12 protein-coding genes are annotated in these 12,543 nt (G+C 64.4%); 6 read left to right on the top strand and 6 right to left on the bottom strand.

Annotated features, from left to right (window positions below; all coding sequences use genetic code 11):
- Positions 1–85: 85 nt before the first annotated feature.
- Positions 86–1,492 (bottom strand): DcaP family trimeric outer membrane transporter, encoded by a 1,407-nt coding sequence (locus KIH45_RS12740; protein ID WP_213176399.1) that lies wholly within the window; start codon positions 1,490–1,492, stop codon positions 86–88.
- Positions 1,493–1,680: 188 nt separating this feature from the next.
- Here KIH45_RS12740 and acs point away from each other — a divergent pair, with 188 nt between their 5' ends.
- On the top strand, positions 1,681–3,633 hold the full coding sequence (acs, locus tag KIH45_RS12735; protein ID WP_213176398.1) for an acetate--CoA ligase: 1,953 nt from the start codon (positions 1,681–1,683) through the stop codon (positions 3,631–3,633).
- A 45-nt stretch (positions 3,634–3,678) separates the two neighbouring features.
- Positions 3,679–4,317 carry a LuxR C-terminal-related transcriptional regulator gene (locus KIH45_RS12730; protein ID WP_213176397.1) on the top strand — a complete coding sequence of 213 codons (639 nt, stop codon included), beginning with the start codon at positions 3,679–3,681 and terminating at the stop codon, positions 4,315–4,317.
- A 4-nt stretch (positions 4,318–4,321) separates the two neighbouring features.
- Here the strand turns inward: KIH45_RS12730 and KIH45_RS12725 are convergent, their stop codons facing one another.
- Positions 4,322–4,939, bottom strand: a complete 618-nt coding sequence (locus tag KIH45_RS12725; RefSeq protein ID WP_225899885.1) for a TlpA family protein disulfide reductase — start codon at positions 4,937–4,939, stop codon at positions 4,322–4,324.
- A 37-nt stretch (positions 4,940–4,976) separates the two neighbouring features.
- Between KIH45_RS12725 and argH the strand changes: the two genes are divergently transcribed.
- From argH to KIH45_RS12705, 4 genes are read left to right on the top strand one after another with little or no spacing between them, the layout of a single operon-like run.
- The gene (gene argH / locus KIH45_RS12720; RefSeq protein ID WP_213176488.1) at positions 4,977–6,359 is read left to right on the top strand and encodes an argininosuccinate lyase; all 1,383 of its coding nucleotides are present in this window, start codon (positions 4,977–4,979) and stop codon (positions 6,357–6,359) included.
- The gene (locus tag KIH45_RS12715) at positions 6,356–6,607 is read left to right on the top strand and encodes a hypothetical protein (RefSeq protein WP_144098175.1); all 252 of its coding nucleotides are present in this window, start codon (positions 6,356–6,358) and stop codon (positions 6,605–6,607) included. Before argH ends, KIH45_RS12715 begins: the two co-directional genes overlap by 4 nt.
- A 1-nt stretch (position 6,608) precedes the next feature.
- The gene (gene lysA, locus KIH45_RS12710) at positions 6,609–7,868 is read left to right on the top strand and encodes a diaminopimelate decarboxylase (RefSeq protein ID WP_213176396.1); all 1,260 of its coding nucleotides are present in this window, start codon (positions 6,609–6,611) and stop codon (positions 7,866–7,868) included.
- Positions 7,869–7,875: 7 nt separating this feature from the next.
- Positions 7,876–8,640, top strand: a complete 765-nt coding sequence (locus KIH45_RS12705; protein WP_213176395.1) for a precorrin-2 dehydrogenase/sirohydrochlorin ferrochelatase family protein — start codon at positions 7,876–7,878, stop codon at positions 8,638–8,640.
- 261 nt (positions 8,641–8,901) lie between these two features.
- Here the strand turns inward: KIH45_RS12705 and ruvX are convergent, their stop codons facing one another.
- Genes ruvX through lepB form a run of 4 tightly spaced genes read right to left on the bottom strand, consistent with a single transcriptional unit; the run spans position 8,902 to position 12,543 of the window.
- Positions 8,902–9,375, bottom strand: a complete 474-nt coding sequence (gene ruvX, locus KIH45_RS12700) for a Holliday junction resolvase RuvX (RefSeq protein ID WP_213176394.1) — start codon at positions 9,373–9,375, stop codon at positions 8,902–8,904.
- Positions 9,372–10,529, bottom strand: a complete 1,158-nt coding sequence (locus KIH45_RS12695) for a DUF3089 domain-containing protein (protein ID WP_213176393.1) — start codon at positions 10,527–10,529, stop codon at positions 9,372–9,374. Before KIH45_RS12695 ends, ruvX begins: the two co-directional genes overlap by 4 nt.
- A complete protein-coding gene (locus tag KIH45_RS12690) occupies positions 10,529–11,614 on the bottom strand; it encodes an AI-2E family transporter (protein WP_213176392.1) in 1,086 nt (361 codons plus the stop codon). Before KIH45_RS12690 ends, KIH45_RS12695 begins: the two co-directional genes overlap by 1 nt.
- Positions 11,614–12,543 carry a signal peptidase I gene (gene lepB / locus KIH45_RS12685; RefSeq protein ID WP_213176391.1) on the bottom strand — a complete coding sequence of 310 codons (930 nt, stop codon included), beginning with the start codon at positions 12,541–12,543 and terminating at the stop codon, positions 11,614–11,616. The genes KIH45_RS12690 and lepB overlap by 1 nt, the downstream gene beginning before the upstream one ends.

Here is a 12,543-nt window from a genome sequence, read left to right as displayed (position 1 = left end):
CGGAGGCACCTGTTTCCAAGTGCCTCCGTCGATCCCGTCCAGGCCGCGGCGTGGGGGCCGGCGGCCGTGCACCATTGGTGCCCCGTCAGAAGCTGTACTTGGCGGAAACCTGCACCTTCTGCAGATTGCCGTCGAGGCCCGCTTCGTTTTCGCGTTCGACGTACATGTACTCCACACCCAGATCGAGTTTCGGGACGGGCGTGTAGATGACGTTGGCCAGCGCGTTCCAGACCGTGTCGGTCGGCGATGTCGACGTCAGCGCGACCGGGTTGTCCGCCTTGAAATAGCTGCCCGCGATGGTGGAGCGCAGCTTGTCGCCCCAGACATGGCGGTAGGCGGCAAAGCCCGAGTAGCTGGCAATGGCATCGAGGTCGCCGGTGGCCGGATCGATCGCGGCATCGTTGACGATGTTGAGACCGATGTAGCGGCCCAGACCTTCGCCGGCGTTGACCATGAACCGGAAGTCGTCCTTTTCGCCGATGCCGATCTTGCCCGACACGGACACGCCGTAACCCAGCGTGCTGTCGCTGCCGAGGCCGAAGTCGTCGTTCGACACCTTCAGCTGGCGACCGATCGCGGCGATCGAGAACGCGCTCTTGCCGGCCTTCTTGTCGAAGCGCAGCACGACATCGGGCAGGGAATCGTCACCCGGCGTCACGCGGCCGCCGGTGGCGGTAGTGACAGTCGTTTCAGGCTGTTCGACCGCGATCGAGAAACCGCTCTTGGTGGTATAGCGGACGAGCGGCTGACGGATGAAGACGGTGCCCGGTGTCGTGCCGATGAAGTCGAGCGTGTCGGGCAGGGCGCCCACGTTGAAGAACGTGCCCCAGGTCTGGCCGATGGTCCAGCCGTCATAAGTAACGAAGGCATGGCGCAGGCGCGGCGTGTAGGAGTTGGTGATACGCTCGTCGCCGCCGCTGGTGACCATGAAGTCCATTTCCATGGTCGTGCCCAGCGTCTTGCCGGCAACCGGCGTCGCGGTCTTGATGGCAAAACGGGTCTGGCGGGCGTTGAAGTCGGTATCCCAACCCGAACCGGCGCCGGTGCCAACGGGCACGGTGCTGGGGATCAGGAAGTCCCGAAGGAACGTGTCGCCGCCAAGCTGGCCGGCGCTGGTGCGCGCGGTAATCGCGTCCATCTTCACATAGCCACCGATGGTGACTTGCGTATCGCCGATGTGGAAGCCGGACTTGTCCGAGGTTTCGACCGCGGCGACGCGGGTTTCCAGTTCGCCCTGTTTCGCCGCCACGGCGCGCGTTTCGGCAACGGCGGCGCGCATTTCGGTAACGGCTGCCTGGGTCTGCGGATCGGCGGGGGCGCTCTGCTGCGCGTCCATCCGCGCCTCTAGCGCCATGATCATGGCTTCCAGCTTGTCGAGACGGTCCTCTACCGAGCTCTGTGCATGGGCTGCGGCCGGAGCCATCGCCGTGGCGGCCAGAAGGCCGGCTGCAATGGAACGACGCAACGCTTTGCCGGACGTATTCTTGTACATCAGGTACTCCCCTCCCCATCTATCGTGGATGTGGGGCGCAAGGTCGCAGTTTCGCGTGCCTGCCTCTATCGGCAATACGTCTATAAGACTAAGGTCGAGAAGCAAATCAGGCCGCAAGACGCTAGGAAATGCGCGACTTTTCGCGGTTGCAGCGAAATGCGGACAACACCAGACCTCGGGGGAGTGCCATGCAGGAAACAATCGAACGACAGGGCGATATCGTGCCCGTTCCCGCAAGTGCGAAGGAAGGGACTTCGTGCACGCTTGAACAGTACAACGAGATGTACGCACGCTCCGTCGATGATCCCGACGGTTTCTGGATGGAGCAGGCCGAACGCCTCGACTGGATCGAGAAGCCCACGAAAGTCACCGACTGGTCGTTCGACCCGGTCAACATCAAGTGGTTCACCGACGGCAAGCTGAACATTTGCGCCAATGCGCTGGACCGCCATGTCGCTGCCGGCAAGGGCGACACCGTTGCCCTGATCTTCGAACCCGACAGCCCCGACACGCCCGACCGCAAGATCACCTATGCCGCCCTGCTGGCCGACGTCATCAAGATGGCCAACACGCTCAAGAAGATGGGCGTGAAGAAGGGCGACCGCGTCACGATCTACATGCCTATGATCCCCGAAGGCGCGGTGGCCATGCTGGCCTGTGCGCGCATCGGCGCGATCCACTCGGTCGTCTTCGGCGGCTTCTCGCCCGATGCGATCGCGGGCCGTATTGAGGACTGCAAGTCCGACTACGTGATCTGCGCCGACGAAGGCCTGCGCGGTTCGAAGCGCGTTCCGCTGAAGGGCAACGTCGACGAGGCGTTGAAGAAGGTCTCGGTAAAGTCGGTGCTGGTCGTCCAGCATACCGGCGGCGACGTGACCATGACCGAGGGTCGCGATCACTGGTATCACGAATATTCCGAAGGCGTGGACACTGAGTGCGCGCCCGAGCCGATGAACGCGGAAGATCCGCTGTTCATCCTCTACACCTCGGGTTCGACGGGCAGCCCCAAGGGCGTCGTTCACACCACTGGCGGCTATGCCGTGTGGACGGAAACGACCTTCCGCTACACTTTCGATTACCGCCCGGGTGAGGTTTACTGGTGCACCGCCGACATCGGCTGGGTCACGGGGCACAGCTACATCGTCTATGGCCCACTTCAGGCAGGCGCGACCGCGCTGATGTTCGAAGGCGTGCCCAACTATCCCGACCATGACCGGTTCTGGGCCGTGTGCGACAAGCACAAGGTCAACATCTTCTACACCGCGCCCACCGCGATCCGCGCCCTGATGCGCGAAGGCGATGCCCACGTGAAGAAGCACGACCTGTCCACGCTGCGCCTGCTGGGCACGGTGGGTGAGCCGATCAACCCCGAGGCATGGCGCTGGTATTACGAGGAGGTGGGCCACAATAACTGCCCGATCGTCGATACCTGGTGGCAGACCGAAACCGGCGGCCACATGATCACCACGCTTCCGGGCGCACACGCGATGAAGCCGGGCAGCGCGGGCAAGCCGTTCTTCGGCATCTGCCCGCAGCTGGTCGACAACGACGGCAACGTCCTTGACGGCGCGACCGAGGGTAACCTGTGCATCACGCGCAGCTGGCCCGGTCAGGCCCGCACAGTCTATGGCGATCACGACCGTTTCGTTCAGACCTACTTCGCCAACTACAAGGGCAAGTACTTCACCGGCGACGGCTGCCGCCGCGACGAGGACGACTATTACTGGATCACGGGCCGCGTTGACGACGTTATCAACGTGTCGGGTCACCGCATGGGCACCGCCGAGGTGGAGAGCGCGCTCGTCCTCCACGAACTCGTCGCCGAATCTGCGGTCGTCGGCTTCCCGCACGACATCAAGGGGCAGGGCATCTACTGCTACGTCACTCTGAACGCGGGCGTCGAAGCGAACGACGAGCTGGCCAAGGTCCTGCGCAACTGGGTCCGGACAGAGATCGGCCCGATCGCATCGCCCGACCATATCCAGTTCACGCCGGGCCTTCCGAAGACCCGTTCGGGCAAGATCATGCGCCGTATTCTGCGCAAGATTGCCGAGAACGATTTCGGCTCGCTGGGCGATACTTCGACACTTGCCGATCCTTCATTGGTTGACGGGCTTATCGAAGGCCGTTTGAACCGCTAAGGTCCCGGCCCTTGAGGGAGGGCCTTTGACCATGGTGGGATGCCAATGACCGGGCGGGTAGTAATCGCCGACGACCATCCGCTGCTGCGCGCAGCGGTGCGCGGATGTGTCGAACAATCGTGGCCGGGCCGCGACGTGGTGGAGGTGGCGGACGCCGCCTCTGCCCGCGCCGAGGCCGGGAAGGGCGGGGTCGAGCTGCTGACGCTGGACCTGCACATGGCGGACAGCGCCGGCTTGCAGACGCTGATGGCGTTCCGGCAGGACTTTCCCGCGATACCCGTCGTGGTCGTATCGGCGAGCGAGGACGCCAAGGTACGGCGCGGCGCCCGCGAACTGGGCGCGGCTGCCTTCATCCCGAAAAGCGCCCCGCTTCCCGTGATGCGCGAGGCGCTTACCGCTGTTTCCGAAGGGGACTACTGGTTCCCAGAGGAAGGCGAGGTGACCGAGGAGGATGCCAGCAATCTTGAAAAGCTGGCCCGCCTCACGCCTGCGCAGCGGCGAATCCTGACCCTGGTGTCCGAGGGTAAGCTCAACAAGCAGATCGCCCACGAAATGGACATTTCCGAAGCGACGGTGAAAGCGCACATGACCGCGATCTTTCGCCGGCTGGGCGTGGTCAACCGCACTCAGGCCGTGCTGATCGCCAAGGAACTCGACGCAGCGCTGCCGTCCGCCGGGGCGTAACGCTTCAGCCCCCGATCGTATCGGCCAGCATCGCCTCGGTCTCGGCGTTGGACCAGTCGTGCCCGCCGATCATGCGCCATACTTCCTTGCCGTCCGCGTCGTAGAGCACGGTCGTGGGCAACATGCCGGTGTTGTACGAAAAGCCGAGGTCGTTCTTCGGATCCATCCACGGTTCGAGATGTGAGAATTCCTTCTCCGCGAACCACGGTTCGACCACTTCGGCCCCGCCCATGTCCTGCGACACGACGATCACTTTCAGCTTGTCCGGATAGCGACCAGCCAGTTCGTCCAGCATCGGCATTTCCAGCACGCAAGGCCCGCACCACGTCGCCCAGAGGTTGACGAGCAGGGGCTTGCCCTTGAAATCGCTCAACTTCTTTGACGTGCCATCGGGCAGTGTGATCGCGAAATCGGGCATTTCCTGCCCGCTCGTCGAAGTGTCCAGCGTGCCGTTGAACTCGTCATCGCCGCTTTGCGTGGCGGCTGTGTCATCGCTGACCGATGCTTCAGGTTGCTCCGGAGCCTCGCTTTGCCTATCGCACGCGGCGATTGCCGGTACGGCGCAAGCCAGCGCGATTCCGGCGAGAAACTTGAAGGGCGGGCTTATTTCGATGACGGGCAATTCGGGCTCCGGTGAAAGCGGCGGTCAGGCAAACCAAATGTGGGGCGGACGCTTCGCCGAAGGGCCGTCCGCGATCATGCGCGAGATAAACGCCTCCATTCCCTTCGACAAGGCCATGTGGCGGCAGGACATCGCCGCCAGCAAGGCCCATGTCGCGATGCTGGGCAAGCAGGGCATCGTGTCGGCAGAAGACATGAAGCTGATCTCGGACGGGCTCGACCAGGTCGCGGCCGAATACGAAGCGAACGGCGTGCCCGAAAACTGGGACCTCGAAGACATCCACATGGTGACAGAGGAACGCCTGACCCAGCTGATTGGTGCCGCCGCCGGACGCCTCCACACCGCGCGCAGCCGCAACGACCAGGTGGCGACCGACTTCCGCCTCTGGGTGCGCGACGCGATGGATCAGGCCGAAGCGGGCCTGCTGCAGCTCCAGATGGCGCTGGTGACGCGGGCGGGCGAAAATGCCGACAGCATCATGCCCGGTTTCACGCATCTTCAGACCGCGCAGCCGGTGACGCTGGGCCATCACCTCATGGCCTATTACGAGATGTTCCGCCGCGACCGTTCGCGCTTTGCCGATGCGCGCGTGCGCATGAACGAATGCCCGCTGGGCAGCGCCGCGCTCGCCGGTACCGGCTTCCCGCTCGATCGCGATCACACGGCAGGCGCGCTGGGCTTTGCCAAGCCTACCGACAACAGCCTCGATGCCGTGTCGGACCGCGACTTCGCGCTGGACTACCTGCAGGCGGCGGCGCAGTGCTCGCTCCACCTGTCGCGTCTGGCCGAGGAAATGATCATCTGGGCCAGCCAGCCTTTCGGCTTCGTGCGGATGCCCGACACGCTGTCGACCGGCAGTTCGATCATGCCGCAGAAAAAGAACCCCGACGCCGCCGAACTGGTGCGTGGCCACGCGGGGCGGATCGTGGGTTGCCTCACCAGCCTGATGGTCACTATGAAGGGCCTTCCGCTCGCCTATTCGAAGGACATGCAGGACGACAAGCCGCCGGTGTTCGAGGCCGCATCGCTGCTCGCCCTGTCAATCGCGGCGATGACTGGCATGGTCGCCGATGCGACCTTCAAGACCGACCGGATGCGTCAGGCCGCCGAGCTCGGCTATGCCACCGCGACCGACCTTGCCGATTGGTTGGTGCGTCAGGCCGACATCCCCTTCCGCGAGGCGCATCACATCACTGGCGCTGCGGTCAAGCTTGCCGAAAGCAAGGGCGTGGCACTGGACCAGCTCTCGATGGACGAGTTGAAAGCCATCGATGCGCGGATCGACGAGCGTGTGTACGATGCGCTCTCGGTCGAGGCATCGGTCGCCGCGCGGTGCAGCCACGGCGGCACCGCTCCGTCCGAAGTGACGAAGCGCGTGGCGGAGGCCCGCAAGGTGCTTGGAGTGGAGCAGGGCGCATGACGATCCGTAACGCCATCATCGGCAGCGCGCTTGCAGTGCTGGCCCTGTCCGGCTGCGCGCGCGAAACCGATCTGCGCCCCGTCGAAGGCGCATCGCTGCCGCCGACGCCTTATGGCGCGGACACGCAGCCCGATGCCGACGACCTGCTGGAACGGCCCGCACAGGCCGCGCCCGAACGCAGCGTCGAACTGCGCACCCGTTCGGAAGAGCGCGAGCAGGACCCATTCGACCTGCCGCCGGAGGGCTGAGATGGACCATTTCCAGATAAAGGACGGCGTTCTCCACGCCGAGGACGTGGCTCTGCCGGCGATTGCCGAGGCAGTGGGCACGCCCGTCTATGTCTATTCCGAAGCGACCTTGCGCCGCCACGCCCGCGTGTTCCGCGAGGCGCTGTCGATCCTGCCCAAGACGCATTTCGCTTTCGCGGTGAAGTCGAACCCGAACCTCGCCGTCCTGCGCGTGCTGAAGGAAGAAGGCTTTGGCGCCGACGTCGTCTCAATCGGTGAGGCGCGCCGCGCGCTTGCTGCGGGCATTCCGGGTGCGGACATCGTCTTTTCCGGCGTCGGCAAGACCGACGAGGAACTGGCCGAGGCGCTGGAATCGGGCATCGGCCAGTTCAACCTCGAAAGTGAGGAAGAGGGCATCGAGCTTGCCCGCATCGCGCATGAAAAGGGCCTGACCGCGACCGCTGCGCTGCGCGTCAATCCCGACGTTGATGCCGGAACGCACGACAAGATCAGCACCGGCAAGGCCGACAACAAGTTCGGCGTGCCCTATTTCGCCGCGAAGGACATCTTTGCACGCCTGTCCGCATTGCCCGGTATGAGCCTGCGCGGTCTGGCCGTCCACATCGGCAGCCAGATCACCAACCTCGACCCCAGCCGCGCCGCATTTGCCAAGATGGGCGTGATGCTGGCCGACCTTCGCGCTGCGGGTCACACGATCACGCACGTCGATCTGGGCGGCGGACTTGGCGTGCCCTACCGCGTGGGTGAGCAGCTTCCCGGTCCCGATGATTATGCCGCGATGGTCGCGGACGTGACGAAGGACTGGGACGTTACCGTCATGTTCGAACCGGGCCGCGTCATTACCGGCAATTCGGGCGTTCTGGTCAGCAAGGTCGTGCGGGTAAAGCGCGGGGCCAACAATCCTTTCGTCGTGGTCGATGCCGCGATGAACGATCTGGCGCGCCCTGCCATGTACGATGCCTGGCACGATTGCGTGGCCGTGTGCCCCAATGGCGAGACGATGACCGCGAACGTCGTCGGCCCGATCTGCGAAAGCTCGGACACGTTTGCCAAGAACCGCGAGATGGACGCGGTCCAGACCGGCGATCTCGTCGCGTTCCGCACGGCGGGCGCCTATGGCGCGACGATGGCGAACACCTACAACTCGCGCCCTCTGGTGCCCGAAGTGCTGGTGAGCGGCGACAGGTATGCCGTTGTCGCCAACCGCATCGAACCGGCCACGATCCTCGCGGCCGAGCAGGTGCCGGACTGGCTGAAGTGATCGCCTGATGCAGTCGCTCCCGCTCTTCTTTCGCATTGCAGGCCGCAAGGTCGTCGTGCTGGGGCAGGGCGAGGCCGCTGATGCCAAGCGCCGCCTTGTCGAACGCGCAGGCGGCGAATGCGTGGGAGAGCCCGAGGCGCACCATGCCGTGCTCGGCTTCGTCGTGATAGAGGATGACCGCGATGCCGAGGCTGCGGCCATCCGGCTGCGCTGCAAGGGGTTGCTCGTCAACGTCACCGACAAGCCTTCGCTGTGCGATTTCACAGTGCCGTCGATCGTGGACCGCGATCCGGTGCTGATCGCGGTCGGCACGGGCGGGGCCTCTGCAGGCCTCGCCAAGATCCTGCGTCTGCGGATCGAACGTCTGCTGCCGCAAGGGCTGGGCATGCTGGCCGATGCTTTGCGCGATGCGCGGGCGGCGATGAAGGATCGCTGGGCGAAACCTGCCGAACGCCGCCGCGCGCTCGACGCCGCGCTGGACGAGGGCGGGGCGCTCGACATCATGGCCGCGCACGGGCCCGATGCGGTGTCGGGCTGGATCTCCACCAGCGCCGAAAGCGCACCAAGCGGGCTTCACGAGATCGTCCTGCGCTCCACCGATCCCGACGACCTGACGCTGCGCGAGGCGCGGCTTCTGGGCAGCGCCGATGTCGTCGCGCACGATCCCGCCGTGCCCGAAGCCCTGCTGGTCCGCGCCCGCGCCGATGCGGTCCGCACGGGACTCGATGACACCGCGCATGACGGGCTTGTCGTAGTTCTCAGACTGTCTTGAGAAATTGCGCTGCAGGTGCAGGGGTTTGGCCGCTTTGCAGCGTTAACCGCTTTTCAAGGTTCCTGACATATCTCGTCACTCGCAAGTAAGATACCAACCAGGAGACCAGTCATGATCGTAGCAATGGCAGCAGCCGGTGTCGGCATCAGCTTCGCAGCTTCGGTTTGGGCAACCAAGCAGATCGCTGCCCAGGACGAAGCCAAGGCTTAATCCCTTTCGCGTGATCCCTGCCCGCATCAACCGGGCAGGGGGATCGCACCCTTATCCCAGCCCGTCCTGAACCAGCGCGTCGAGCGCGCCCTGCAGGATGACGGCTGCCGCGTGAGAGTCGATGCGTTCGGCCCGTTTGGCGCGGCTCATGTCCTGTTCGATCATCGCGCGCTCTGCGCCGACCGTGGACAGGCGTTCATCCCATAACAGGATTGGCAGCGCGAAAGCCGTATCGAGATTGCGGGCAAGCGCCCGTGTCGCCTGCGCACGCGGGCCCTCGGTGCCGTCCATGTTCCGGGGCAGCCCGATCACCACGCCCTTGACGCTGCGTTCGCCGACCAGCGTTTCCAGCGCGGCTTTCAGCGGCCCGAACTTGCCGCGCGGCAGCGTTTTTCCCGCCGTGGCAAAGCGCCATCCCGCATCGCAGGTGGCAACGCCAACGGTCTTCGTGCCGGGGTCCAGCCCCAGCAGCACGCCGCCTTCGGGCAGAAGGTCGGCAAATTCGCGCGCGTTTTCGAGGATCATTGCGCCTCTGCGGTAGCAGGAGCGCTAGGTGCCGCGCCGCCATGCGTCTTCAGCCAGCCGGCCTCGCGCTTTGCGAAGTCCTGACGCACGTTCATCCAGAACAGAGGGATGTCGTAGACGTGGTAGTTGTTGCCCGGCAGCACCGCGTTGCCCATTTCGGGCGGGTCGCCGATCAGCAGCAGGTTGTCCTCACCGCAGCGCGCCGGAACCGCGCCGACAACGATTTCGCCGCCCGTGAAGTTGCCGTTGGGCACCAGCGTGCCGAGGTTGTCGCTTGCCGGAGCTTCACCGCCAACCGTGCCCAGAATCGGGTTGGTGCAAAGCGTGTCGGCCTTCGTCAGCGGCTTGCCGTCCAGCGTCGGCCCCCGTTCATAGGCATCGAAAAGCTGTTCCGCATCGGCAGGCTCGGCATAGCTTTGCCAGCTGAGAACGCAGCCCGACTGGCTGTCGGTGGCGCAAGCGGGCAGGCCCATGGCGGGCAGGTCCCGCTCCATCGAAACCGGCCAGCCGGCGATGTAGGCAGCAACGACGCGGTCGGCGAGCGGCGTGCCTGCGACTTTCTCGGCCAGAAGCCGCTTCAGGTGTAGCGCGCCCTGGCTATGACCCGCCAGCACGATCGGCACGTCCTTTCCCGTCGTCGCGATGAAATAGTCGAAGGCTTGGGCCAAATCGTTGTAGGCCAGATCGAAAGCGTTGGTCGTATTTTCGCCCGAGGCAAGGAACGCGCCAACCGCGGCTTGGCGGTAACGCGGGGCCCAGATCTCGATCGAGCGGTTGAACGGGCTGGCCAGCCCGCGCACGAACAGTTCGGCGCCCGAATTGGCGCTCTCGTCATCCAGCGGCGCGTTCCATGCATCGCGGGCGAGGTAGCTGGTCGGGTGGACGAAGAAGACCGCGGAACGCGCCGGAGCTTCGTTCTTCGGCAGGCTGTCCGGACGCCAGCGGGCAGGGTCGGACGAGCTGTTGCCCGGGCGGCTGATCCACATCGCCGGATCCTCGTAGGCGTTACCCGCCAGCGGGTCCTGCGCCACGAAGTCGCCCTTGGGCGTAAAGGCCAGTTCGGTCAGTTCCTTCGACCAGATCGTCAGGACAAACCCTGCGATGATGACCAGAACGATGCAGAAGGCGATGAAATAGAGAAACTTGCGAACCATCAGGCGGGTGTCTCCGCGTCGAGGAAGCCATCGGGGGTGCCCTTGCCGGCACGTTCACTACGGTGTTCGAGCATGACCTTGAACATCGCCACCAGCGGATCGGCCAGCGCAAGGCCGATGATCCCGAACAGGATGCCGAGGATAAGCTGCATGGCTAGGACGAGGGCCGGGGCGAGATCGACGGTCTTCTTCGCGATCATCGGGATCACGACATAGCCGTCGAAGGTCTGCACCACGAGATAGACGCCAAGGCAGTAGAGCGCCATGTCCGTCCCGCCCGAAAAGCCGACCAGAACCATCAGCAGGCCCGAAATGACCGCGCCAATATTGGGGATGAAGGCGAGCAGGCCCGTCAAGAGGCCAAGCAGGGCCGCCAATGGCACCCCGTAAAGGGCGAGTGCGGCCCATGTCAGCAGGCCTTCGAAGACCATTCCGACAAGGCGCCCGAACATCAGGCGGCGCAGCGCATGTGCCATCTTGCCCGCCATTTCGAGGAAACTTTCGCGGCTGTTGTCGGGCAGCATCCATGCGACGCCGCGTTCGTAGAGCCTCGGTTCCAGCGCGATGTAGATGCCAAGGATCAGGATCAGCAGCAGCGTCGTGACGCCGCCGATCAGGCCGCCGACCGCGCGGGTCAGTTGCCCGACGCCGCCAGCCGCCTGCTGTACGATGCCTGACATCGAATCGGCGTTGATGGCAAAGCCTTGCTCTTCAAGCCAGTTGATGACGCGAACGCCCTGTTCCTCGATGATCGAAGGGAACTGTGCCGCCTGTTCGGCAAGCTGGGTTCCGGCAAAAAACGCGACCCAGGCTGCAAACAGCACGCCGAAAAACAGCACGATCGAAATGCGCGCCCCGCGACCCAGCGGCACGACTTTGCCTAGCAGACGCGCCCCGCCGTCGATGATCGCGGCAAAGACCATGCCGCCGAACACGACCAGCAGCGCCTGCGCCATGTAGATCGCGGTGCCGACAAGCACGACGACCAGCGACCAGACGAGCGCCTTGCGCGCCTCGAAGCGCAGCTGGGGGTCGGAAATTGTTGTCGGGCTATGGGTTTGCGGGTGCGGATCGTCGACGTCCATCAGCTGTCATGCTCCCCAGTGACGCCGTTTGCAGGCGTGGACGCGATCGCCGGACCGCGTTCCCTTATCTCGGGCCGCAGACTGCGCCACGCGCGCCCTTCGCGCAAGGCTCCCCACCAGGTCAGCGGGTTCCAACTCTCTGTTCCGTCGAGCGAAAAGGTGATGAACTCTGCCCGCCCGCCGATATTGGCGAGGGGTACGGGACCATTGAGACCCTTGCCCGGGTTCATTTCGCGGCTGTCGGCGCTGTGATCGCGGTTGTCGCCCATCAGGAAGACGTGGCCGTCGGGAATGACGATCTCCGCCATGTCGTCGAGCGGCTGGTTCTCCATGTGATCGATAATCACGTAACTCGCCCCGTTGGGCAGCGTTTCGCGGCGAAGCGGCAGTTCGCAGACTTCGCTGCCCGAAGGCAGCCGCTTGCGAAGGTAGGGGAAGGTATAAGGTTCGCACGGCGCGTTGAGATCGACGGGCAGGTCGACCGGCGGCTCGACTTCCTGCGGGACGGCAACGCCGTTCAGGATTATGCGGCCCTTGTGAACCGCGATCCTGTCACCGGGCAGGGCGACGACGCGCTTGATCCAGTCGTCGGTCGCATAAGGCGGCACGACGATGACGATGTCGCCATATTCGGGCGTGCCGGGAAATACGCGCCAGTCGTCCCGCGGCAGGACGTGGAAGCTCGCCGAGACCCATGAATAGCCGTAAGGATATTTCGACACGATCAGCCGGTCCCCGACCAGCAGATTGGGCATCATCGAGATCGAGGGAATGTAGAACGGCTTTGCGACCAGGCTGTGGAACGCGATCACCGCCAGCAGCATCAGGAGAAGGCCGACGATTTCCTGAAGCCAGGAATGGCCTTCTTTTTGCTTCGTCAGCGTCTGCGGCGATTTGCGCACTGCTTCGCCTTTTCCGAAAAGCGGCAT

Source organism: Croceicoccus gelatinilyticus (genome assembly GCF_018398395.1).
In the GTDB taxonomy this organism is placed as follows: domain Bacteria; phylum Pseudomonadota; class Alphaproteobacteria; order Sphingomonadales; family Sphingomonadaceae; genus Croceicoccus; species Croceicoccus gelatinilyticus.
The sequence above is the reverse complement of the archived record's forward strand: the minus strand, read 5'-3'. Positions and strand labels throughout refer to the sequence as shown.

Coding starts and splice junctions, on each gene's coding strand:
- KIH45_RS12740 (WP_213176399.1), bottom strand. CDS start 1,492: ATGTACAAGAATACGTCCGGCAAAGCGTTGCGTCGTTCCATTGCAGCC.
- acs (WP_213176398.1), top strand. CDS start 1,681: ATGCAGGAAACAATCGAACGACAGGGCGATATCGTGCCCGTTCCCGCA.
- KIH45_RS12730 (WP_213176397.1), top strand. CDS start 3,679: ATGACCGGGCGGGTAGTAATCGCCGACGACCATCCGCTGCTGCGCGCA.
- argH (WP_213176488.1), top strand. CDS start 4,977: ATGTGGGGCGGACGCTTCGCCGAAGGGCCGTCCGCGATCATGCGCGAG.
- KIH45_RS12715 (WP_144098175.1), top strand. CDS start 6,356: ATGACGATCCGTAACGCCATCATCGGCAGCGCGCTTGCAGTGCTGGCC.
- lysA (WP_213176396.1), top strand. CDS start 6,609: ATGGACCATTTCCAGATAAAGGACGGCGTTCTCCACGCCGAGGACGTG.
- KIH45_RS12705 (WP_213176395.1), top strand. CDS start 7,876: ATGCAGTCGCTCCCGCTCTTCTTTCGCATTGCAGGCCGCAAGGTCGTC.
- ruvX (WP_213176394.1), bottom strand. CDS start 9,375: ATGATCCTCGAAAACGCGCGCGAATTTGCCGACCTTCTGCCCGAAGGC.
- KIH45_RS12695 (WP_213176393.1), bottom strand. CDS start 10,529: ATGGTTCGCAAGTTTCTCTATTTCATCGCCTTCTGCATCGTTCTGGTC.
- KIH45_RS12690 (WP_213176392.1), bottom strand. CDS start 11,614: ATGGACGTCGACGATCCGCACCCGCAAACCCATAGCCCGACAACAATT.
- lepB (WP_213176391.1), bottom strand. CDS start 12,543: ATGCCGCTTTTCGGAAAAGGCGAAGCAGTGCGCAAATCGCCGCAGACG.